Source organism: Polaromonas sp. (assembly GCF_039930745.1).
Classification (GTDB): Bacteria; Pseudomonadota; Gammaproteobacteria; order Burkholderiales; family Burkholderiaceae_C; genus Polaromonas.
In genome coordinates this window covers 1-22,892 of sequence record NZ_JBDTTH010000001.1, presented here as the reverse complement: position 1 = coordinate 22,892, position 22,892 = coordinate 1, and the positions used below count along the sequence as shown (strand labels likewise).

The window sequence follows — 22,892 nt, the reverse complement described above, 5'->3', positions numbered from 1 at the left end:
TAAAGGAAAAAAGACATGTTCAACAAAGGACAACTCGCCGGCCTGATGAAGCAGGCGCAGGCCATGCAGGACAACCTGAAAAAAGCCCAGGATGAACTTGCTTTCATCGAAGTCACGGCGGAGTCGGGCAACGGGCTGGTCAAGGTCACCATGACCTGCAAGCACGACGTCAAACGCGTCGAGATCGACCCCAGCCTGCTGGGCGACGACAAGGACATGCTGGAAGACCTGGTGGCCGCTGCTTTCAACGCCGCCGTGCGCAAGGCCGAAGACCTGAGCCAGGAAAAAATGGGCAAGCTCACGGCCGGGATGCCCGGCCTTCCCGGCGGCATGAAATTACCCTTCTAAAAGTTTTGGCCCCCCACGTTCGCTCGCTATGCGTAGCTCTCTGCCCCCCGAGGGGGCGCTGCGCCTGCGGCCCGGCAAAGCCGGTTCCGCGGCCCCGGTTGATTTGCTGCCCGCGTACGCCTGCGTCGCATTAGCCGTCCAGCATGGCTGATTCCAATGCGCTCGAAGGCCTGACCCAGGCGCTGCGGCGGCTGCCCGGTGTGGGCGCCAAGTCGGCGGCGCGCATGGCCTTTCATCTGCTGCAACACGACAAGCCCGGTGCCCTGCAGATTGCGCGCGCGCTGGAGCATGCGGTGCACAGCGTCAAACACTGCGCGCTCTGCAATACGCTGACCGAGCTCGACATCTGCAGCACCTGCGCCAACCCGGGGCGCGACCGCAGCAAGCTGTGCGTGGTGGAAACTCCGGCCGACCAGGCGGCCCTGGAACGCACATTGGCTTACCGCGGTTTGTACTTCGTGCTGATGGGCAAACTCAGTCCGCTCGACGGCATTGGCCCGCATGACATCGGCCTGCAAAAACTGTTTGACCGCGTGCTGCCCAGGGACGCGCAAGGCGAGCCAGCGCCGGCGGGGGAGCGCGAGGTCCAGGAAGTGATCCTGGCCACCAACTTCACGGCCGAGGGCGAGGCCACTGCGCATGTGATTGCCCAAGCCCTCAAAAGCCGCGGCGTGCAGGTCACGCGGCTCGCGCGCGGCGTGCCCGTGGGCAGCGAGCTGGAGTACGTCGATCTCGGCACCATCGCGCACGCGCTGGTGGACCGGCGTTAACACGCGGCCCTCAATGGTTTTTTATAGCTGACCACGACCCTTTATCAACGACTGCAAGCCAGAAAGGCATTTGGACAATGACATACGCACGTTTTACCGTGGCTTACTGGTGCCTGCTGGCTGCGGCCCTGCTTCCGCTGGCCTGCGCAGCTCTGGCCAAGTGGGGAATGTTGCAGGTGCCCCCGCGCCAGGGCGGTTACGACAACAAGAACCCACGCGCCTGGCTGGCGCGCCAGACCGACTGGCGGGCACGCGCCAACAGCGCGCAGGCCAACACGTTTGAAGCGCTGCCGTTTTTCTTTGCCGCCGTCATCATTGCGCACCAGCTGCATGCCTCCCAGGTTCGGCTGGACGTGTTTGCGTTTGTGTTTGTGGTGCTGCGCATCGCCTACATCATGATGTACGTAGCCGACATGGCCAAAAGCCGTAGCGTGATCTGGTTCCTGGCGCTGCTGGTGAATGTCGGCATTCTTTTTCTGGGTTATCGGTAACGTCTGGTAACCCGTTCCGTACAAACCCGCACGGGATGATACCGATGCGGGTTTTTTATCGGCTGGCTATGCTCTTTTTGGACATCAAAAAAATCAGAGAGTGAGAAACCAGGCATGAAACACACCACCATCAATCGAAGAACTTTCGCCAGTGCTGCTGCTCTGGGGGCAGCCACGCTGGCCTTTCCGGCTCTGCGTGCGCAGGGCAAGCTGGAAAAAACAAAAGTGGCCCTGGCTGTTGGCGGAAAAGCCGCGTTTTATTACCTTCCGCTGACCATCACGGAGCAGCTCGGCTATTTCAAGGCCGAAGGCCTGGAGGTGGAAATCAGCGACTTCGCAGGCGGTGCGCGCGCGTTGCAGGCGGTGGTGGGCGGCTCTGCCGATGTGGTGTCTGGTGCCTACGAGCACACCATCAACCTGCAGTCAAAAAACCAGATGTTCCAGGCCTTTGTGTTGCAGGGCAGAGCACCGCAGATTGCTTTTGGCGTGTCCACCAAAAACATGCCCAAGTACAAATCGGTGGCTGACCTGCGTGGCAAGAAAATTGGCGTTTCGGCGCCGGGGTCATCGACCAACATGATGGCCAATCTGGTGCTGTCACGCGCAGGGATCAAGCCCGGGGACGTGAGTTTCATCGGTGTCGGCACGTCGGCTGGTGCGCTGGCGGCCCTGCGCTCGGGCCAGATCGATGCCATGAGCAACACCGATCCGGTGATGACCATGCTGGAGCAAAAAGGCGAGGTGAAAATCATATCGGACACGCGCACGCTCAAGGGAACGATTGATGTGTTCGGCGGCCCCATGCCTGCGGCTTGCCTGTACGCGCCGGCAGACTTCATCCAGAAAAACCCCAACACCTGCCAGGCGCTGGCCAATGCCATCGTGCATGGCCTGAAGTGGCTGCAGACCGCCGGCCCGGGCGACATCATCAAGACCGTGCCCGAGAACTATCTGCTCGGTGACCGCGGTTTGTACCTGGCATCGTTCAACAAGGTCCGCGACGCGATTGCCCTGGACGGCATCATTCCCGACGAGGGCGCCAGGACGGCGCTGAAGGCCCTGGCCAGTTTTGACCCCAGCATCAAGGCCGACAAGATTGTCCTCAGCAAAACCTACACGAACGAGTTTTCCCAGCGCGCGAAAGACAAATTCAAAGCCTAGAAATAGGGCCCCCACGTTCGCTACGCTTCGCGTAGCTCTCTGCCCCGGAGGGGGCGCTGCGCCTGCGGCCCGGCAAAGCCGGTTCCGCGGCCCCGGCAGGTGCCAAGAGCAGATCGTCAAGTTTCGCGGCGACAATGCATCCATGACGGACCTCGCCGAAAATCACGCCGCTGATCACGCAATCGAACTGCTGGACGTCACGTGTACCTTCCGGTCGCGGGACGACGCGGGCGAGGCCTACACCGCCGTCGGCGAAACCACACTGCGCATACGCGCTGGCGAGTTCGTCTCCGTCGTCGGTCCGACCGGCTGCGGCAAGTCCACCCTGCTTAACATAGGCGCCGGGCTGTTGCCTCCCACATCGGGCAGCGTGAAGGTATTCGGCCAGCCGTTGAACGGTATCAATAGCCGGGCCGGCTACATGTTCCAGACCGAGGCACTGATGCCCTGGCGCAGCGCCATCGACAACGTCATGGTCGGCCTGCAGTATCGCGGTATGCCGGATGCCGAAGCGCGTGCGCAGGCCCAGGCGTGGCTGGAGCGCGTGGGCCTGAGCGGTTTCGGTGACCGTTATCCGCATCAACTTTCGGGTGGCATGCGTAAGCGCACGGCGCTGGCGCAAGTACTGGCGTTGGACCCGGACATCATCCTGATGGACGAACCGTTTTCGGCGCTCGACATCCAGACCCGCCAGCTGATGGAAAACGAGGTGCTCGAATTGTGGGCGGCGAAGAAAAAAGCAGTGCTCTTCATCACGCACGACCTCGACGAAGCCATTGCCATGAGCGACCGCGTGGTGGTTTTGTCGGCCGGACCCGCCACCCAGCCCATGGGTGAGTTTGCGATTGACCTGCCACGACCGCGCAATGTGGCCGAGGTGCGCACCCAGCCACGTTTCATCGAACTGCACACCCAGATCTGGGACGTGCTGCGCGATGAAGTGCTCAAAGGTTATGCGCAACAGCTGACAAAGGCATGAACGGCATGTGGCGAGTCCTCAAACCTTCCGGCAGCAATCTGCGCTATTGGCAGCTTGGCTTGCTGGTGGCTTTTCTCGGCCTGTGGCAGCTGGCTTCCCGCGACCAGCAACTGGCGTTTTTCCTCGGCGAACCGATCAAGGTAGCGGGGCGCATCTGGTCCTGGTTCATGCCCTTTGGATTCGGCCCCAGCCTGTTTTTCCCCGACGGCTTGGCTGGCAACGCTGACATCTATCTGCATCTGGGCACCACGCTGCTGGAGACCGTGCTGGCCTTCGGCATAGGCACGGTGCTGGGCCTGGCCTTCGGGCTGTGGCTGGCACTGGCGCCCATGGCCAGCGCGATCATGGACCCGTACATCAAGGCGGCCAATTCGATGCCGCGCGTGATCCTGGCGCCCATCTTTGCCATGTGGTTCGGCCTGGGCATCTGGAGCAAGGTGGCGCTGGCGGTCACGCTGGTGTTTTTCATCGTGTTTTTCAACGTCTATCAGGGCGTCAAGGAAGTCAGCCCGGTGGTGCTGGCGAACGCGAGGATGCTGGGCGCGAATCAAAGGCAACTGCTGCGCACGGTGTATTTGCCGAGTGCGACCAGTTGGGTTTTTTCCAGCCTGCACACATCGGTGGGCCTGGCTTTTGTCGGTGCTGTGGTGGGCGAATACCTGGGTTCCGCACGCGGTGTGGGTTACCTGATCCTGCAGGCCGAAGGCACGTTTGACGTCAACACGGTGTTTGCCGGCATTGTGGTGCTGACGGCGTTTGCGCTCGTCCTCGACGGTATCGTCGGACGTATCGAGAAGCGGCTCATGAAATGGCAGCCGCGCACTGGTGAAACCGAGAAACTCTGATGGGAAATCCTCAACCCATGATTCTTTACTCCGGACCGCTGAGCATGTTTGGCGCCAAGGTGCAGATTGCCGCGCTCGAAAAAGGCCTGGACGTCGAACTGGTGATGGTGCCTTTTGAGATGACGCGCCTTTACCAGCCCAAACATCCCGAGGTGGCACGCATCAACCCCAAGCAGCAGGTGCCGGTGCTGGTGCATGGCGAGCTGGAAATTTTTGATTCAACGCAGATCTTCGAATACCTGGAAGAGCTGCAGCCCGAGCCGCCGCTGTGGCCGGCAGGCCGGGTGGCGAAAGCGCGGGCGCGGCTGCTCGAGCATCAATCGGACGAAGTGTATTTTCCGCCCATCATCCGGCTGATGAGCTTGCAGGACCAGCCGCAGGATCCGGTGGCGGTGGCCGCGCGCGAGGCCTCGATGAACTATTACCGGAAGATGGATCTCCTGCTGGCCGACCGCGACTATCTTGCCGGCCCATACTCGTTTGCAGACATTGCCTTTTACATGGCGCAGCTGTTCGGCGAGCGCATGGGCGCTGCCATGGATGCGACTACGCCGCGCCTGCTGGCCTGGCGCGAGCGGATTTCCCAAAGGCCGGCGGTGCGGCAGGTGGCCGGGGCCATGGCGGTCTACCTGCTGTCGCAGAGCCGGCCGCTGCCAGCGTTCCTGGCTGCCCTGTTGCCGGCCCGCTGACTGGCCCTGCTGGCGGGCCAGCCCTGAGGATTCATTTGTTCGTGTCGTCCTACATACACGCTGGCGGCCGCTCGCTACATTGGTGCCAGCCCCAACACTGCAACCCGAAAACATCGAAACATGTAAGCGCGTCTTCACGCCCATGGCGGCGTTGCAATCCTTGCGAAGGCGCACAGCCTTCGCTGCGGCTTGCGCCTTGCCCTGGACGCGAAGCCATCACTTTCATCTTGTTGCGCTACTTCCAGGTTGCAGGACCAGCCGCAACACTTGAGATGCTGGCGGCATTTCTTCTCACTACCGCAAGGAAACCTATGAATCTTCACCTCACCATTGGCCCTGTTGTGTCCCTGATCGCCGGCATCCTGATCCTGATCATGCCGCGCCTGCTCAACTTCATCGTCGCCATCTACCTGATCATCATCGGTTTGCTGGGACTGTTTGGGACGGGCTCGTTGAAACTGTAAGACGCCGGCCGCCAGCACGCGGCCAAACGGCCTGTCAGCTTCCCTGCGCCAACGCCAGCAGGGCTTGCTGCTGCACCGGGCTGCGTCTGGCAATCAGGTCCAGTACGGCTTGGCGGTCGAGCAGGTTGATGCCGTTGTACTTCGCAAATTTGCGCGCGTTGTCCGTGCAAATGGCAGAGGTTGCACAGGTGCCGCGCTTGAGTTGGCGCGAGGCCATCAGTTCCAGCAAGGGGTGTAGCTCCCGCACGCCCACCGGCTGGCCCGGCCACTGCTTGCACAGCGCCACGGCGACCGGGCTGTCCTTGCCCTGTTGCGCGTGGCGCGAATATAGCCAGATGGTCACACCACCGGTAGCGCCATGAGACTGGCAGCGGGTTTCGAAACCGCTCTGGGCAAACAGCGCTTCACACACGGCGTCGAATTGCTGTGCCGACATCCGGTCAAACAGTGCCAGCGTCCAGCTTGCGGGCACAGCGATAGCCGGCGCGGCTGGCGGTGGTGCCGGGGGAAGGGGAAGCAAGGCAGCTTGGGGCACCTGGGCCGGCGCGGCGACAGCCGGTCTGGCCAGGGCGCCGCGCGCTCCCGCCACAGGCGCGTCCGACACGGGCAGGCTGCCGTAACCGGCCGAGCCATGCGCGGGTTTGCGCCAGGTGGGTTCAGCTGCCCGGTTGTCGGCAGACATCTCGGCTTTCAGCCTGCCCAGGAAATAACTGCCCACGAGCAGGATGCCGAAGAGCAGTGCCACCGCACCCACGGGCCGCATCGCCGCGTCCGTGACCGGTAGCAGCAACAGCAGGAAGCCCAGTCCCATGGCCACCAGCCCCAGCACAAACAGATAACGGGTACTGCGCGGGGTCGTGTTGTCTGGCGTGCGGGTGACCATGGCGTGCGCTATCGGGTTTGCTATTGATTCGATAGCTGTCAGCGAAGGAGTGGTAAGGACTTGAGCACGATCTGGCTTGGATTTAACAGGTTGGTACAGCGCTGCACTAGCGCTTTTTGCTCTTGATCACGGTTTTTCCGGGATTTCGCCGCACGGCCTTGATGTTGCTGTGCGCGGACGGCTTGCGGGCACCGCTGGCCTTCACCGGCAGGAACACCACCACGTGCTGGCCGGGCTTGAAGGCGGCCGTTGCCTTGACGTTGTTCCAGTCGGCCACGCTGGCCGCGCTCAGGCCGTAACGCCGGGCGATGCTGCCGACGGTTTCACCCTTGCGCGCCTTGACCGTACTGCGGCGTGTGACAATTTCAGGGGCAAAGGCCATCTGGGCGTTGTCGGCAATGTGGACAGCCACGTCATCGTCTATTTTGGCGCCGCGCGGCACGAGCAGGGTGGACCCCGCCTTGATCAGCATGCGCGGGGGGATGTTGTTGATCCCGCGCAGGTCGGCTTCGCTCATGCCGACGCGCCGGGCGGCATCGCCGACGCTCAGTGTGGAGGGTGCGGTCCAGGCTGTCCAGCTCGCATACTGGCCTTGGGTGTAGGCCTCAAAGTTGCGCTGGAAGATCTTGGCGTTGTCCCAGGGCAGCAGGATGTGCGGTGTGCCTGCGGCAATGATCACCGGGCGGTGTGCGGAAGGATTGAGCGCCTTGAAATCGGCAATCTCGACGTCGGCCAGCCTGGCGGCGAGCGCCACGTCGATATCGCGCGTGATCCGGACCTGCTGGAAATAAGGATGGTTTTCAATCAGTGGCAGATCGGTCTGAAAGGCCTGGGGATTGGCCACGATGTTCTTGACGGCCTGGAGCTTGGGCACGTACAGCCGTGTTTCATCGGGCATGCGCAGGTCGAGGTAGCTGGTGCCCAACCCCAGTTTCTGGTTTTTGGCGATGGCACGGCCCACGCTGCCTTCGCCCCAGTTGTAAGCCGCCAGCGCAAGGTGCCAGTCGCCGAACATGCCGTGGAGTTTTTGCAGGTAGTCGAGCGCGGCCCGTGTCGAAGCGAGGACATCGCGGCGGTCGTCGCGGAAAGCGTTTTGTTTCAGGTCAAAGTATTTACCGGTGGCCGGCATGAATTGCCACATGCCGGCCGCTTTGGCCGTGGAGACCGCCTGCGGATTGAAGGCGCTTTCAATATAGGGCAGCAGCGCCAGCTCAGTCGGCATGTTGCGCCGCTCGAGTTCCTCAACAATGTGAAAAAGGTATTTGCTGGATCGTTCAGTCATGCGCTGGATATAGTCCGGCCGGCTGGCGTACCACTGCTCGCGGTCGGTGACCAGCTCGCTTTGCAAGTTGGGCATGGCGAAGCCGCTGCGAATGCGGGCCCATAAATCGGCCGGTGGCTGCAGGGTCACGACTGTGCGCGATGTGGCCTGCGCCGGGTCAATGGGCGAGAGGGGGCCGCTGGGAAAAACCGGCGTGAGCGCGGGGACCGGCGCCGAGCTGGTACTCAGGACCGGGTCGCCGGGCATGCCGGGCGGGCTGGTGCTGGCGCAGCCGGCAAGCAGCGCCATTGTGGCGGCAAGGAAAAGAATTTTCAGAGGGGAAGTCGGCCGTGCAGCGACCGACGGAAGCAGGGGGGGGGAAGAAGATGGAAACGTTGGCTGTGGCTCGGTCATTTGAATTGGTTCTTCCACTGCCTGATGGCGGCAAATACGGAGTTGTCGTCATGCGCCGCTGGATCAAAGCGGCGGGCGGCGGCCATGACAGTGGCCTGTCGGGTACGCAAAAAAGGATTAATCAGCAACTCCTGGGCCATCAAGGTTGGCAAGGTCGGTTGGTCTTTTTCCCTCAGGGCGGCACAGCGTGCATGGTAACCAATCAGATCGATGTTGTCAGGTTCTACCGCCAGGGCAAAACGCAAGTTGCTCATGGTGTATTCATGGGTGCAGCACACCCGCGTGTCGCCTGGAAGGGTGGCGAGGCGGTCCAGCGAGGCCAGCATCTGCGCGGGCGTGCCCTCGAACAAGCGGCCACAACCCCCCGAGAAAAGAGTGTCACCGCAAAACAGCAGCGGCCGCCCGTCCATGTCCGATGTGTAAAAAGCAATATGGCCTGCGGTGTGGCCTGGCACGTCGATCACTTCAAAGTCCAGGCCCATTGCCTGCACCGTGTCGCCCTCCCGGAGCTTGCGGAACGGCTCGGGAATCTGCTCGCGGGCCGGACCGAAAACTTTCGCACCGGTCGTATCACGCAGGGTGTCGACACCACCGATGTGGTCGGGGTGATGATGCGTGACTAGAATCGACTCTAATTGCAGCCCGTTTTCCTGCAGCACGCGAATCACAGGCTGGGCATCGCCCGGGTCAACAACCGTGGCGCGCTGGCCATCGTGCAACAGCCAGAGGTAGTTGTCGTTAAACGCGGGGATGGGAATCAAGTACATACAGCGGTCTCGATGGGCTCACAAATTATAGGTTTCACAAACTGGTTCAAGACCCCGCCCGGCGAGTATTTGCTGGCGTGGGAGCGTGAGCGCTTCGACCAGGCCGTGGCCGACATGTTCGGCTACCACGCGCTGCAGCTGGGTTTGCCCGAACTCGATGCACTGCGCAGCAACCGCATGCCGCACAAATGGCTGGCGCTGCAGGGCCCCGAAGCCGCGCTGCTGGCCGGCCAGCCTGAAGCCGGGGACGGCAGTGCGACCCCCAACCCCCTGGCAAGTTCCCCGCGCGTGGCCCTGCTCACCGATTCGGCGGCCTTGCCTTTTCCCGAGAACAGCCTGGACTTGGTGTTGCTGCCGCACACGCTGGAACTCAGCAGCGATCCGCATGCCACATTGCGCGAAGTAGAACGTGTGCTGGTGCCCGAAGGCCGGGTGGTCATCAGCGGGATGAACCCCGCGAGCCTGTGGGGCCTGCGCCAGCGGCGTGCCCATTTCTACCGGCGCCTCGGCTATGGCGAGCTGTTTTTACCGGAGGCCGGCGAGTTCATCGGTTACTGGCGCCTGCGCGACTGGTTGCGGCTGCTGAGTTTTGAGGTGGAATCGGGGCAGTTTGGCTGCTACCGGCCTGCCGTGAGCCGGCCGGCGTCGCTGGAACGTTTTGCCTGGATGGACAAGGCCGGCGAGCGCTGGTGGCCGATTTTTGGTGCACTGTATTTCCTGGTGGCTGTCAAGCGGGTGCGCGGCATGCGCCTGCTCGAGCCGAACTGGAAAGCGCAAAGGGCAGCCGCCACCGCGCCGGCAGCTATTGCCAATCAGCTCCGTCACCCGGGGTCTTTTTCATCACTTCCTCTTTCTCCAGAACAACAACCATGGACTTCCGCAACGCATGACTGATCTTCCGCAAACCGCAGCACAACATGTGGTGATTTATACCGACGGCGCCTGCAAGGGCAACCCCGGCCCCGGCGGCTGGGGCGCCATGCTGACCAGTGGTGGTACGGTCAAGGAGCTGTTCGGTGGAGAAATGGAGACCACCAACAACCGCATGGAAATGACGGCGGTGATCGAAGCCCTGGCCGCGCTCAAGCGTCCGTGCAGCGTGACGCTTTACCTAGACAGCGAATACGTGCGAAAGGGCATCACCGAATGGATAGGGGGCTGGAAAGCGCGGGGATGGCGCACTGCCGCCAAACAGCCCGTGAAAAACGTTGACCTCTGGCAAAAACTCGATGCGCTGGTCAGCGGTAGCGGCCACACCATCGAATGGCGCTGGGTCAAGGGCCATGCCGGCGATCCCGGCAACGAGCGGGCCGATGCGCTGGCCAACAAGGGCGTGGTGCTGGCGCTGTCGAAAGCCTGAGCTGCCGGTCCCGTCGGGCCGCTTAATGTAAAGCCGGCGTAAATTCGGCCGGTAAATTGCTTGAGGCAAGCCCCCTTTCATGCCAGCGGTGCAACCTGCTGTTACATTGGTAAATTGTTCGAATTTCCATAAAACCCACTGCCTTTCCACATGGCCTCCAAAGCAATTTATTCAGTCGTCGCTGTGCTTGGCATTGCCGGCCTGTCGGGGGCGGCCTGGTGGTACCAGAACAAAACGCCCAGCCCAGCCCGGCCTGCAGGTGCTGGCCAGACCCGGTCCGTGGCGGGGGGTGCTCCCACCGTCGAAGCCGGCAAGGTGGTGCTCATGAAACTCGTGGACGACGCCCAGGCGGTCGGCAGCCTGCGATCGCGCCGCAGCGTGGTGCTGCGCCCGGAGGTCAGCGGCCGCATCACCCAGCTCAATTTCACCGACGGCCAGCGGGTTCGCAAGGGGCAGGTGCTGGTGCAGTTTGATGACCAGTTGCCGCTGGCTCAGGTGCAGCAAAGCCAGGCCGAACTGTCGATTGCCCAGGCCAACCAGAAGCGCAACGAGGAACTGGTCGCACAGAATTTCGTCAGCCAGCGCTCTCTGGATGAAAGCGCCGCGAATCTGCAGGTGGCCCAGGCCAAGCTGTCGCTGGCCAAGGCCACGGCCGCACGGCTCAAGATTGTTGCGCCCTTTGATGGCATTGCGGGCATTCGCCTGGTCAATAGCGGAGACTATCTCAAGGACGGGGCTGACATTGTCAACATCGAGGACATCGACGCCCTGTTTGTGGATTTCCGCCTGCCTGAGCGTTTTCAAAGCAAACTCAGGCGCGGCCAGGCGGCGCGGGTGGACATTGATGCATTGCCCGGCCTCAAATACAGCGCGGTAGTGCAGGCGATTGATCCGCTGATCGACGCCAACGGCCGGTCTGTGGCGGTGCGGGCCTGCATCGACAACCGGCAGTTGAAACTGCGGCCCGGCATGTTTGCCCGCGTCAACACCGTGTTTGGCGAACGGGACGATGCCCGGGTGATTCCCGAAGAGGCGCTGATTCCCCAGGGCGACAAACAGTTTGTCATCAAGCTTCTGCCCGGGGCCGAGGCGCAGACCTGGACCACCCAGCGCGTGCCGGTGCAGGTGGGCATTCGCCGGCCTGGAAAAGTCGAAATCGTCGCTGGTTTGCAGGCCGGGGATACGGTTGTCGCCGCAGGCCAGCAACGCATTACGCGCGATGGCATGTCGGTGCGCGTGGTGGATCTCAGCCAGCCAGGCGCCCGGCCGGTTGATGGCGTTGCTGCAGCCCCGACTGCCGATGCTGCCGCACCGGCAACAGAGGCACGATCAGCCGCCGCCGGCAACCCTTGTCTGGCAGACATGCGCGAGGCCGGTGTGGCGTCGCCCGCTACGTCCACCGCGTCCGCAGCCGCGCGACGCGGGGTCGCGCCTGCGCCACCCGGCGCCATGCCGGAAGCCAAGGCCCGGGCCACGCGCAAACCGGCCTGAGGCCGGGCCACCCCAGACAGGACCACCTGATGCAACTGGCAGAAATTTCGATACGCCGGCCGGTGTTTGCCACTGTGCTTTCCCTGCTGATTGTGCTGGTAGGCGCGGTCAGCTTCCAGCGCCTGACCGTGCGCGAGTACCCGAAGATCGATGAGCCGGTGGTGACCGTGAGCGTGCGTTACCCGGGTGCATCGGCCGAGGTGATCGAGTCGCAGGTTACCAAACCTCTGGAAGACTCGATTGCCGGCATTGACGCAGTGGACGTATTGACGTCCATCAGCCGCGCCGACCAAAGCCAGATCTCGGTGCGTTTCCGACTGGAAAAAGACGCCGATGCTGCGGCCGCCGAGGTACGCGACCGGACCTCGCGCGTACGCAACAAGCTGCCGCAATCCATTGAAGAACCGGTGATTGCCAAGGTCGAGGCCGACGCGTTTCCGGTGATCTGGCTGGCCTTTACCAGCGACAGCCTGAGCCGGCTCCAGATCAACGACCTGGTCACCCGCATCGTCAAACCGCGCCTGCAAACAGTCACTGGTGTGGCGGATGTACGAATTTTCGGCGAGCGCAAATATGCGATGCGCGTCTGGCTGGACACCGCAAAAATGGCCGCGTACCGCTTGACGACGCAGGATGTCGAGGACGCCATTCGCCGCAGCAACCTGGAGGTGCCCGCCGGCCGCATCGAGTCTCAGCAACGCGAGTTCAGCGTGACGTCCGAAACCGGACTGATGCAACCCGGGCAGTTTGCCGAGGTGGTCATCAAAAACGTCAACGGGTTTCCGGTGAAGGTGCGCGATGTGGCCCGTGTCGAGGAAGGCGCCGCCGACGAACGCAGCGGGGTGCGGCTGAATGGTCGCTCGGCCATTGGCGCCGGCGTGATCCGCCAGGCCACGGCCAACCCGCTGGACCTGTCGCAGGGCGTGCGCGACATGATTCCGCAGCTCAAGGCCGATCTGCCGCCCGAAGTCAACGTCGACATCGCCAACGACAACTCGGTGTTTATTGATCGCTCCGTCAGCAATGTCTACAGAACCATCGTGGAAGCTGTGGCCCTGGTGGCGCTGGTGATCTTTGTGTTCTTGCGCACTTTCCGTGCATCCATCATTCCCATCATCACTATTCCGGTGAGCCTGGTCGGCACGTTTGCACTGATGGCGCTGGCAGGCTTCACCATCAACACGCTGACCTTGCTGGCGCTGGTGCTGGCCATCGGCCTGGTGGTCGATGATGCCATCGTGATGCTGGAGAACATCTTCCGGCATATCGAGGAGGGGCTGGACCCGTTTTCCGCCGCCATCAAGGGGGCCAGGGAAATCGGTTTTGCCGTGGTCACCATGACGGCGACGCTGGTGGCCGTGTACGCACCGCTGGCGTTCACGCCGGGACGCACCGGGCGGCTGTTTGTGGAGTTTGCGCTGGCGCTGGCCGGCGCTGTCGTGGTGTCGGGTTTTGTGGCGCTGACACTCACGCCTATGCTCTGCGCCAAGCTGCTCAAGCACAACCCGAAGCCCAATGTGTTTGACCGCAGCATGGAGCGTTTTCTCGAAGCGTTGTCAGACAGCTACGGCCGCGTGCTGCGCTGGGTGCTGAGCACGCGTTACCGGCCTGCGGAAGGTGCTGCTCCAGGGCCAGCCGAAAAGGCCAGGGCGCTGGTGTTGCAGGCGCGCTGGATTGTGGTGGGCGTGATGCTGGCCAGTGCGCTGGCGATTTTGCTGCTTTTCCCGACGATGAAGCAGGAGTTGTCGCCGCTGGAAGACCGCGGCACCATCCTGGCCACCGTCAATGCGCCCGATGGCGCCACGCTGGACTACACCAACCGTTATGCCGAGGCGCTCGAAAAAATGGGTCAACCCTATAAGGAGTTTGACCGGATTTTTGCCAGCATCGGCAACCCCACCGTGTCGCAGGCCAGCGTGATTTACCGCACAGTGGACTGGGAAAAGCGCCAACGCAGCACGCTGGAAATGGCGCGCGAACTGCAACCAAAATTCGCCAGCCTGCCGGGCGTCACGGCCTTTCCCATCACGCCGCCGTCGCTGGGCCAGGGCTTTCGGGAACGGCCACTCAACTTTGTGATCCAGACCTCGGACAGCTACGAAAACCTCAACCTCGTGGTGGAGCAGATGCTTGCCGAGATTGCAAAAAACCCAGGCATCCAGTCCCCCATTTCGGATTTGCGGCTAAACAAGCCCGAACTGCGCATTGATATGAACCGCGAAAAAGCGGCTGATCTGGGCGTCAGTGTGGAAGTGGTGGCCAAGGCCATTGAGACCATGCTGGGCGGGCGCAATGTGACGCGCTACAAACGGGATGCCGAGCAATACGACGTGATCGTGCAGACCGAGGCCAGTGGCCGCAGCACGCCCGAAGACATTGAAGGCATCTACGTACGCGGCCGCAACGACGCCATGATCCCGCTGTCCAGCCTTGTTTCGGTGCGTGAGGCAGTTTCGCCGCGCGAGCTCAACCACTTCGGCCAGCGGCGGGCGGCCTCTATCACGGCCAACCTGGCGCCCGACTACTCGCTGGGCCAGGCCCTGACTTTCATGAACCAGACGGCGGCCAAGGTGCTCAAGCCGGGCTACAGCACCGACCTTAACGGCACCTCGCGCGAGTTCAAGAATTCGCAGGGGGCGCTGGCCATTGTGTTTGTGCTTGCGCTGGTGTTCATTTTTCTGGTGCTGGCCGCGCAGTTTGAAAGTTTTGTCGATCCACTGGTGATCATGCTGTCGGTGCCGCTGTCCATGATAGGCGCGCTGCTGGCCCTCAAGTTGTCGGGGGGCTCGCTCAATGTCTATTCGCAGATCGGCCTGATCACGCTGGTCGGACTGATCACCAAACACGGCATTTTGATTGTTGAGTTCACCAACCAGCTGCGCGGGCAGGGCATGGACATGCTCGAGGCACTGATCAAGGCCTCTTCGCAGCGCCTGCGGCCGATCCTGATGACCACCGGCGCCATGGTGCTGGGCGCCTTGCCACTGGCACTGGCCACGGGCGCGGGCGCGGAGAGCCGCATCCAGATCGGCTGGGTGATTGTGGGCGGCATGTCGCTGGGCACCTTGCTCACCGTGTTTGTGGTGCCCACGATGTACGCGCTGTTTGCCCGCAAGGCCATTCCCGGCGCCAACAAGGCCGTGGCGAAAGAGCAGCCCGCCGAAGGCCACCACGGCGAACTCATCGCCAAATAGGCTCGGGAGCCTGCGCGGTTTCCACGCCTTCTGCCGCGCAGCCTCTCGGCTGCGCATGCTGCAGATACCTGTTCTGTAGATTCAGGCTGTGCCGCCCTTCGGGTGGCACAGCGCCGGTTGCCTTCGCAGCCGATTTGTACTACAGACCAGGAAACACCATGTTGCTTAAACAAACCGCCTTGCAGGTTCAGCTTCAACCGAAACTCACGCCGCTGCCGCAGCCATTGGTGGAGGCTTCAAAGACCTTCCACCACACCATCGACATCTATCTCAAGGATTCCAATGCCTATGCCAACACCTATTTCTCGCGCTACTTCGAGTGGCAGGGCGTCTGCCGCGAGCGCTGGTTTCACCGGTGCATTTCCGCCGACATGCTGCAGACGGCCGGCGTGTTCATCACCAAGTGTGCCCACCAGGAATATGTGCACGAGACGTTTCCGTTCCAGGAGGTGGATTGCCAGCTCAACACCTTCGAGGTCAAGCAATGCTCGTTTTACCTGTTGTTCCAGTTCATGGTGGGCGGCGGCGTAGTGTCCACCGGCTACCAGCAGGTGGTGTTTGCCAGCCATGACAAACGCATCCAGCGGCTGCCTGAGCACATCCTGCGCAAGGTGAGGGAGTACGAATTGCCCGCTGCCGCCATCAGGAACTGACAGCCGCCGCCGTCACGCAGCGAGCGCCCCTGGGCGCGTGTTGCGTGGCTCGGCTTCCGGCAGCGCGGCCGGGAACTCCATCACGAACAGGGTGTATTGCCCCTCAACGGATTCGCAGCGCATCCTGCCGCCGAAAGACGTGATGACACGCCTGCAGAAGGCCAGCCCGATGCCGGCGCCCGCCGAACTTTTGGTGGTGAAGAAGGTGTCGAAAATTTTCGGCAAGGTCGCGGCAGAAATGCCGGTGCCGGTATCGGCAAAGCTCAGGGTGTGCATGGTCGCACCAGCAGCGAGGGTGATGGTGATCGCCCCTTTGTCCGCCACCTTCAGTGCATACAGCGAGTTCTTCAGCAAGTTGAAGAGCACAAAAACAAGCAGGGGACTGGAGCCATGGAACTCGAAGTCTTCCACGATATGAACGTCCACCCGCTCGCGTTCTCTCCTGGCAAAGGGATAAGTTTCCAGCGCCTCCTCCACGCACGCGCTGGCCCGGTGGCGCCTGAAGGTGCTGGTGTCTATCTGTTCCATCCGGGCCGAAGCCAGCATCATGTCGATGACTGCGTTGGAGCGGTCTACCTGGTGCCGGATGGCCTGCGACAATTCGGCCATTTTCTGCGCGGCCCCGGGGCTGAAGGTGGATTCGCACAGCCCATGCGCCACCGCCAGCTCATAACCCTTGTGCAACTCCGGAAGGAATTGCGCCAGCGCCTCCGCCTGCAGGCGGATGGTGGCCAGCGGCGTGCGCATTTCGTGAGCCACGCTGGCGGCAACCACCACCGGGCTCATCAGGTCGTACTTCATCACGGCGACGGCGATCAACCCGAGGCTGATCGCGATGAACACAACGCCGGGCGGGTAGAACTCCACGCCGTAGTTGCACAGGTAGTCCACCGCCGCAAAAAAGTAGATGAATACGCTGGTGATACACAAGCGCAACTGGCGGCGCTGGCCCGGCGGTGCAAGCTGCTGCTGCCGGAAGGTGATGTACAGGCCCCGCGTTACCACCACCACGGTCTGCAATACATGCAGGGGGTGGATGGGGCCGGCCTTGGGGTAGTAGCCAAAGAAGTAGTCGTGATAGCCGTCGACGAGCCAGTTGGTTGCGATATCGAGGATGCCCAGCACGGTGGCGAGGGCATAGGACGCGAAGACAAAACGGCGCTCGCTCTTGCGGCCGGAAATTTCGGTGAGGAACTGGTAGAGACTGGTCGGCAGGAAAAGAATCAGCAGGTAACCGGATTTGACGAGGATGCCCGCCCATTGCGGGTCCTGCATCTGGAACAGCACCGCCCAGGTGGCTTGCCAGACGACGGTGGTAATGCAGAGAATGAAAAAGCTGGTGCTGACGCGGGTGAAGCCCTTCTCCGCAACCACATACAACCCGTAAGCCAGAAACAGGGCCGACACGATGGCGGGCAGTATGGAATACATGGGTTTTCCTGATGCGGCGCCGTGGTCGATGGACGCGCGCTAGTTAGCTGCACAGGTTCACAGGACACCCTCGAACATCATCACGTCTACCTCGTCGCCGGCTGCCACATTGCCTTGGGTATGGTGCAGCACGATCAGGCCATTGGCCTGGGCCATGGAGCTGAGCACGCCCGAGCCCTGGTTGCCGGTGGTTTTGACCTGCAGCGAGCCGTCGGCAGCGCTGCTGACCGTGCCGCGCTGGTACTCGGTGCGGCCCGGTTTCTTGCGGATGGACTCGAGGCTGCGCGCTTTCAGCAGCGGCGACGGGGCTGTGCTGCAGCCCATCATCTGCAGCAACGCCGGGCGCACAAAGGCGAGAAAGGTCACCATCACTGCGACGGGGTTGCCGGGCAGTCCGAACAGGATGGTCGGTGATTTGCTATTGTTTTGGGAGCTGTTGGCGACCGCAGTTATTGGGCTGGATGCCGATTTGGCTTGAGAAATTCGTCCCACGGCCATGGGACGGCCGGGGCGCATGGCCACCTTCCAGAAAGCCACGTCGCCGAGTTTTTTCATCATGGCCTTGGTGTAGTCGGCTTCACCCACGCTGACGCCGCCCGAAGTGATGATGGCATCGGCCCGCGCGGCTGCGCTGGTGAACGCGGCCTCCAGCAGCGCGGGGTCGTCGCGCACCACGCCCAGGTCGATCACCTCGCAGCCCAGGCGCCTGAGCATGCCGAACACGGTGTAGCGGTTGCTGTCGTACACCGCGCCTTCGCGCGGCGGCTCGCCCAGCGAGAGGATTTCATCGCCGGTGGAGAAGTAGGCGACCCGCAGCGGCCGCCACGTGCGCACGGTTTCAAGGCCCAAAGAAGCCACCAGCCCAAGGCGGGCGGGCGTGAGCAGCTCGCCTTTCAATAGCGCGGGGCGGCCCTGCATGAGGTCTTCGCCGCGCAGCCGGCGGTTGTCGCCGAGCTGCAGGAGCTTGGCGGGCAGGGCGATGGCGTCAGCCTGGACGCTGACAAACTCCTGCGGCACCACGGTGTCCAGCCCGGCCGGCATGATGGCACCGGTCATGATCTTGACGCATTGGCCCACCGCTACTTGCCCCTGCCAGGCTTTGCCGGCCAGCGCCGTGCCGACCACTTTGAGCGTCAATGCCGTGCCTGACGCGAGCTGGCTGCCGTCGAAGGCGTAGCCGTCCATGGCCGAATTGTCATGCGGCGGCACGTCGAAAGGCGAGACTACATCCACGGCCAGCACCCGGCCCAGGGATTCGAACAACGGCAGCTCAAGGATGTCCTGCACCGGCTCGACCAGCTGCGACAAAAAGCGCAACACGTCGCTGGCAGGCAGGGCCTGCGGGTCGTAGCCTTGCAGTTCGGCCGCTATCTGGGCAATCGACTTTCGTACAGGCGTCACGGGCGCAGAGCTTCAAGCTGGTGAAGTTCCGCCAGCGTGTTGGCGTTAAAGAAAGCGCGTGGGTCATCGCCCGGCAGGTTGAAAGGCACCTGCACGGTCTTGTGCTGCGCCGTCCACGCATCGATCTTGCGTCCACCGCCGGTGGTAAAGAGCATCAGGCTTTCAAGCAAGCGGGTGCGCAGCAGGCAGAACACCGGTTGCGCGCGCAGCTGGCCGTCTTCCTCGGGCGCTGCCACCACGGCAATGTCGGCCTCATCGCGCCCCAGCGCTTGCGCCAGTCGGGCGACAAGGTCTTCGCTGAACAGCGGCGTGTCGCAGGGAACGGTCAGCAGGTAAGGGGTTTCGCAGCGCTCCATGCCTGTCAAGAAACCGGCCAGAGGGCCGGAAAATTCGCCCAGACCTGCTGCATCGGGCCAGACCGGCACGCCAAAGGATTCATAGGCAGCGAGGTTGCGATTGGCATTGATCATCACTTCGCCGACCTGCGGCTGCAGCCGCAGCAGGGTATGCAGCGCCAGCGGCACGCCATTGAAATTCTGCAGGCCCTTGTCGGCACCGCCCATGCGCGAACCGCGTCCGCCGGCGAGGATGACCCCGGTGATTTCAGCGCCGTCTATCGTGTCAATCATGTACTTCCAATCTTGATGGCGAGGTCTCGAACGGCCACGGATATCCCCTGCCAGCCAGGGCCGCGGAACCGGCTCCGCCGGGCCGCAGGCGCAGCGCCCCCCTCGGGGGGCAGCGAAGTACGCGAAGCGACGAGCGTGGGGGCCAAATCTCTAGCCACCGATGTAACTCATCTCAACCCGCTTTTTTCCCTCGGCACCGGGCACTGAGGTGTCCGGTGGCAGCGCGGCACGCAGCTCCGAATAACGGTCGTCACGGCCCTGCCAGATGTGAGCGACGGCGCCTGCAATCTGTTCGTCCGAATAATTCCCATCGCGTAGCAGCGCGCGAAAATCGTGGCCCTGGTTAGCGAACAGGCACAAAAACAGCTTGCCTTCAGTCGAGAGCCGGGCCCGGTTGCAATCACCGCAAAAAGCCTTGGTGACGCTGCTGATCACGCCGATTTCACCGGCGCCGTCGGCATAACGCCAGCGTTCGGCCGTTTCGCCCAGGTAGTTGGCGTTGATCGCTTCCAGCGGAAACTCCTGCTGCAGGCGTTGGATCACCTCGGCCGAGGGCATTACCTCGTCCATGCGCCAGCCGTTGGTGGCGCCCACGTCCATGTATTCGATGAAACGCAGCACCACGCCCGAGTTGCGGAAATGCCTGGCCATGGGCAGGATTTCCGCATCGTTGGTGCCGCGCTTGACCACCATGTTGACCTTCAGCGGTGCCAGGCCCACCTTGGTGGCGGCCTCAATTCCCTTGAGCACATCGGCCACCGGAAAATCCACATCGTTCATGCGCCGGAACACTGCGTCGTCCAGTCCGTCAAGGCTCACGGTGACGCGCTGCAGGCCCGCGTCTTTCAAGGCCTGGGCCTTTTTGACCAACAGCGAACCATTGGTGGTCAGGGTGATGTCCAGCGGCTTGCCCTGCGGCGTCTGGAGTTTGGCCAGCATTTCAATCAGCACTTCGAGGTGTTTGCGCAACAGGGGCTCGCCACCAGTGAGACGGATTTTCTCGACGCCGTGGGCAACAAAAATCTTCGTGAGGCGCGTGATTTCTTCAAAGCTGAGCAAGGAAGTCTGCGGCAAAAACGCGTAGTCCTTGTTGAAGACCTCGCTGGGCATGCAGTAGCTGCAGCGGAAGTTGCAGCGATCAGTCACGCTGATGCGCAGGTCGCGCAGCGGCCGCGCCAGCGTGTCGGCCAACAGGCCGGTGGGCGCCTGCAGTTGCGCAGGAATATGCGGCACGCGCGCTGCGTAGCGTATGTCGGCGAGGGGGATTACTTTGTGGGTCATGGGACGTCCAACTCCTGAATTTACTCCATCAGGCCGCGGAGGCGGGAATCAGCAGACTTTGTCCCCAAACGCAGCGCGTTCTTGCATCACGGTTTCAAGCAGGGGCCGCGGGTCCGGCTCCGCCGGCCCGCAGGCGCAGCGCCCCCTCGGGGGGCAGCGACCCACACGCAGTGGGGAAGCGTGGGGGCACTATTCAAACACACCGCCCGCCGTCCACCTCGATACACACACCACTGATGAAGGCGGCTTCGTCGCTGGCCAGGTAGAGCGCGGCGTTCGCGACGTCGAGCGCCGTTGAAAACCGCCCGAGGGGAATGCTGGACAGGAATTTCGCGCGGCGCGCTTCGCCTTCGGGACCGGTGACCGTGCCGCCGGCAAATTGGGCGGAAAGTGCCGTGTCGGGGTTGAACACCGGGTTGATGCAGTTCACGCGGATGTTGTCCGGGCCTAGTTCCGCCGCCAGCGACTTTGACGTGGTGATGACGGCGCCCTTGGAGCCGTTGTACCAGGTCAGGCCGGGGCGCGGCCGCACGCCGGCGGTGGATGCGATGTTGATGAAGCTGCCGCTGCCCTGGCGGCGGAACACCGGTGTGGCATGGATGGTCGAGAGGTAGATGCTTTTGACATTGATCGCGTAGCAGCGGTCGAATTCTTCTTCGGTGGTTTCCAGCGCGGGCTGGTTACGGTGCGTCCAGCCGGCGTTGTTGACCATCACGTCGAGCTTGCTGTAGCGCTGTACGGCCGCGGCGACCAGTGCTTTGACCTCGACGGTTTTGGTCACGTCGGCCGCGAAGAAGGAGGCGGTGCCGCCGGCCTGGACGATCTCGGCGACGACCTTTTCGCCGAGCGTGGTGTTGATGTCGTTGACGATGACTTTTGCGCCTTCAGCAGCCAGCCGTTTGGCAATGCCTTCGCCGATGCCACCGCCGGAGCCGGTGACGATGATGGATTTGTCCTTGAGGCGCATGACTGTATTCCTTGCAGGGTATGGGGGCTTTCCTGGCGCTGTGGCGTATTTGCGCTCTGGTTCCGGGCCGGGCACATTTGCCCGGACTCTTCAACCGTTTGTTGATGTTCGTCACAGTCGGCTGCATGCTGCAGCGCAATACTCGTGGCAACTTCAATCAATCCGGATTATTGCTTATGCATGTCAACTCACGCTACCGGGGCCACACAGAAAATCGCCGTGCCGTCGTTCGAGGGGTTGCCGGCGTGATGTTGATGTCCCTTTTTCATTCGTCGGCCCAAGCCCAGATGGCGCTGGCCAGCGCCATCAACCGAACCGCTCGGTTCCGTGCGTTGTCGCAGCGTATTGCCAAAGCCTATTGTCAGTTGTACCTCAATGTGCAACCGGCGTTGGCCCGCGATGTGCTGCTGTCAGCCCGACATCTGGTTGCAACAGGCGGGGAGGAGCTGGCCCGAGGCCTGAACACGGGGCCCTGGCCGCCGGACGTTGCTGCCCTGCTCGGTGGGATACAGAAACATGTTGATGTTCTCAACAGTGTTCTTACGATGCCGCCTACACGCGAATCCGTCAGAGCCGTGGCTCTGCAGGTAGACAAGATCCTGATCACCGCGAACACCACCACCGAGGCGATTGAAAAACTTTCCAAGGCCGGCCCCGCCAGACTGATCAACACAGTAGGGCGTCAGCGCATGCTGTCCCAGCGGCTGGCGAAAAACTATTTCCTGGTTGCAGCCAAACTGGAGGAGACAAGCACTCGCCAGCAAATGAATGCCGATGTAGTGGAGTTCCAATCGACCCTTTCCAGTCTGGTCAAGCTACCTATCACCACCACAAACATCCGCAACGAACTCACTCTTGGCGAGCAGCAATGGATCTTTTTTGAGGCGGCCTTACGCAACAAACCCGATGAGTCGGGGCTGAAAAATATCGCCACAGCCAGCGAACGCCTGCTGGAAGTTATGGATAGATTGACGGGCCTGTACGAGGGCGCACTCAGGGATGTGTTGGGGTAATTCGGCCGGGGCCTTGGGCAGGACGGCCTCCTCTTTGGTGTGATGGCGCGGCATCTGTATGGAATCTAACCGTGCTTGATGGCCACCGTCTTCAGCGTCGTAAATCCATACAGCGCCTCAAAGCCCTTTTCACGCCCATACCCCGATGACTTGACGCCGCCGAAGGGCAGTTCCACGCCGCCACCGGCGCCGTAGTTGTTGATGAAGATCTGGCCGCTCTGTACTCGTTTGGCCATGCGGAACTGGCGCCCGCCGTCGCGTGTCCAGATGCCTGCGACCAGGCCGAACTGCGTGGCGTTGGCGAGTTCCACCGCGTGGTCTTCGTTCCGGAAACTCATGGCACAGAGCACCGGGCCAAACACTTCTTCCTGCGCCAGGCGGTGCATCACCGGCACGTCGC

At 62.3% G+C, this 22,892-nt stretch carries 23 protein-coding genes; 14 read left to right on the top strand and 9 right to left on the bottom strand.

All coding sequences use genetic code 11. The features are described 5' to 3' along the window. Positions 1-15 precede the first annotated feature (15 nt). From ABI660_RS00115 to ABI660_RS00080, 8 genes are all read left to right on the top strand, one after another. Positions 16-348, top strand: coding sequence for a YbaB/EbfC family nucleoid-associated protein (locus ABI660_RS00115; protein WP_077594521.1), 333 nt, complete (start codon positions 16-18; stop codon positions 346-348). 143 nt (positions 349-491) lie between these two features. Continuing rightward, positions 492-1,118 carry a recombination mediator RecR gene (recR, locus tag ABI660_RS00110; RefSeq protein ID WP_348063712.1) on the top strand — a complete coding sequence of 209 codons (627 nt, stop codon included), beginning with the start codon at positions 492-494 and terminating at the stop codon, positions 1,116-1,118. Between the two features lie 77 nt (positions 1,119-1,195). Then, entirely contained in the window at positions 1,196-1,609 is a 414-nt protein-coding gene (locus tag ABI660_RS00105; RefSeq protein WP_348063710.1) for an MAPEG family protein, read from the top strand. Between the two features lie 114 nt (positions 1,610-1,723). After that, positions 1,724-2,770 carry an ABC transporter substrate-binding protein gene (locus ABI660_RS00100; RefSeq protein ID WP_348063708.1) on the top strand — a complete coding sequence of 349 codons (1,047 nt, stop codon included), beginning with the start codon at positions 1,724-1,726 and terminating at the stop codon, positions 2,768-2,770. Between the two features lie 142 nt (positions 2,771-2,912). Further along, a complete protein-coding gene (locus ABI660_RS00095; RefSeq protein ID WP_348063706.1) occupies positions 2,913-3,749 on the top strand; it encodes an ABC transporter ATP-binding protein in 837 nt (278 codons plus the stop codon). Between the two features lie 5 nt (positions 3,750-3,754). Then, entirely contained in the window at positions 3,755-4,594 is an 840-nt protein-coding gene (locus ABI660_RS00090) for an ABC transporter permease (RefSeq protein ID WP_348064079.1), read from the top strand. Beyond that, positions 4,594-5,283: a glutathione S-transferase family protein gene (locus tag ABI660_RS00085; RefSeq protein ID WP_348063704.1), complete on the top strand. Its 690-nt coding sequence runs from the start codon at positions 4,594-4,596 to the stop codon at positions 5,281-5,283. The genes ABI660_RS00090 and ABI660_RS00085 overlap by 1 nt, the downstream gene beginning before the upstream one ends. A 311-nt stretch (positions 5,284-5,594) precedes the next feature. Then, positions 5,595-5,747, top strand: coding sequence for a DUF3096 domain-containing protein (locus tag ABI660_RS00080; RefSeq protein ID WP_348063702.1), 153 nt, complete (start codon positions 5,595-5,597; stop codon positions 5,745-5,747). Positions 5,748-5,781: 34 nt separating this feature from the next. Here ABI660_RS00080 and ABI660_RS00075 read toward each other — a convergent pair whose 3' ends face one another. The 3 genes from ABI660_RS00075 to gloB all read right to left on the bottom strand — a co-directional run bounded on the left by ABI660_RS00075 (position 5,782) and on the right by gloB (position 9,072). Beyond that, complete coding sequence (locus ABI660_RS00075; RefSeq protein ID WP_348063700.1) at positions 5,782-6,630, bottom strand: restriction endonuclease; 849 nt, start codon at positions 6,628-6,630, stop codon at positions 5,782-5,784. Between the two features lie 106 nt (positions 6,631-6,736). Then, positions 6,737-8,227: a transglycosylase SLT domain-containing protein gene (locus ABI660_RS00070; protein ID WP_348064077.1), complete on the bottom strand. Its 1,491-nt coding sequence runs from the start codon at positions 8,225-8,227 to the stop codon at positions 6,737-6,739. A 74-nt stretch (positions 8,228-8,301) separates the two neighbouring features. After that, positions 8,302-9,072 (bottom strand): hydroxyacylglutathione hydrolase, encoded by a 771-nt coding sequence (gene gloB, locus ABI660_RS00065; RefSeq protein ID WP_348063698.1) that lies wholly within the window; start codon positions 9,070-9,072, stop codon positions 8,302-8,304. Between the two features lie 12 nt (positions 9,073-9,084). On the opposite strand from gloB, the gene ABI660_RS00060 reads away from it, so the two are divergent. From ABI660_RS00060 to ABI660_RS00040, 5 genes are all read left to right on the top strand, one after another. Then, entirely contained in the window at positions 9,085-9,966 is an 882-nt protein-coding gene (locus tag ABI660_RS00060; RefSeq protein WP_348063696.1) for a methyltransferase domain-containing protein, read from the top strand. Then, on the top strand, positions 9,959-10,432 hold the full coding sequence (gene rnhA, locus ABI660_RS00055) for a ribonuclease HI (RefSeq protein ID WP_348063694.1): 474 nt from the start codon (positions 9,959-9,961) through the stop codon (positions 10,430-10,432). The genes ABI660_RS00060 and rnhA overlap by 8 nt, the downstream gene beginning before the upstream one ends. A 150-nt stretch (positions 10,433-10,582) precedes the next feature. Continuing rightward, the gene (locus tag ABI660_RS00050) at positions 10,583-11,923 is read left to right on the top strand and encodes an efflux RND transporter periplasmic adaptor subunit (RefSeq protein ID WP_348063692.1); all 1,341 of its coding nucleotides are present in this window, start codon (positions 10,583-10,585) and stop codon (positions 11,921-11,923) included. A 29-nt stretch (positions 11,924-11,952) separates the two neighbouring features. Then, positions 11,953-15,117, top strand: a complete 3,165-nt coding sequence (locus tag ABI660_RS00045; protein WP_348063690.1) for an efflux RND transporter permease subunit — start codon at positions 11,953-11,955, stop codon at positions 15,115-15,117. Between the two features lie 158 nt (positions 15,118-15,275). After that, on the top strand, positions 15,276-15,770 hold the full coding sequence (locus tag ABI660_RS00040; protein WP_348063688.1) for a thioesterase family protein: 495 nt from the start codon (positions 15,276-15,278) through the stop codon (positions 15,768-15,770). 12 nt (positions 15,771-15,782) lie between these two features. On the opposite strand, the gene ABI660_RS00035 is transcribed toward ABI660_RS00040, so the two are convergent. From ABI660_RS00035 to ABI660_RS00015, 5 genes are all read right to left on the bottom strand, one after another. After that, on the bottom strand, positions 15,783-17,201 hold the full coding sequence (locus ABI660_RS00035) for an ATP-binding protein (RefSeq protein WP_348063686.1): 1,419 nt from the start codon (positions 17,199-17,201) through the stop codon (positions 15,783-15,785). Positions 17,202-17,258: 57 nt separating this feature from the next. Further along, a complete protein-coding gene (glp, locus tag ABI660_RS00030) occupies positions 17,259-18,602 on the bottom strand; it encodes a gephyrin-like molybdotransferase Glp (RefSeq protein WP_348063684.1) in 1,344 nt (447 codons plus the stop codon). Then, complete coding sequence (gene mobA / locus ABI660_RS00025; RefSeq protein ID WP_348063682.1) at positions 18,599-19,231, bottom strand: molybdenum cofactor guanylyltransferase MobA; 633 nt, start codon at positions 19,229-19,231, stop codon at positions 18,599-18,601. The genes glp and mobA overlap by 4 nt, the downstream gene beginning before the upstream one ends. 150 nt (positions 19,232-19,381) lie before the next feature. Next, entirely contained in the window at positions 19,382-20,512 is a 1,131-nt protein-coding gene (gene moaA, locus ABI660_RS00020) for a GTP 3',8-cyclase MoaA (RefSeq protein WP_348063680.1), read from the bottom strand. A 193-nt stretch (positions 20,513-20,705) separates the two neighbouring features. Further along, positions 20,706-21,479, bottom strand: coding sequence for an SDR family oxidoreductase (locus tag ABI660_RS00015; protein ID WP_348063678.1), 774 nt, complete (start codon positions 21,477-21,479; stop codon positions 20,706-20,708). A 20-nt stretch (positions 21,480-21,499) separates the two neighbouring features. Between ABI660_RS00015 and ABI660_RS00010 the strand changes: the two genes are divergently transcribed. Then, positions 21,500-22,492 carry a type IV pili methyl-accepting chemotaxis transducer N-terminal domain-containing protein gene (locus ABI660_RS00010; RefSeq protein WP_348063676.1) on the top strand — a complete coding sequence of 331 codons (993 nt, stop codon included), beginning with the start codon at positions 21,500-21,502 and terminating at the stop codon, positions 22,490-22,492. 65 nt (positions 22,493-22,557) lie between these two features. Here ABI660_RS00010 and ABI660_RS00005 read toward each other — a convergent pair. Then, the coding region (locus ABI660_RS00005; protein WP_348063674.1) for an aldehyde dehydrogenase family protein at positions 22,558-22,892 on the bottom strand (335 nt) is incomplete at its 5' end.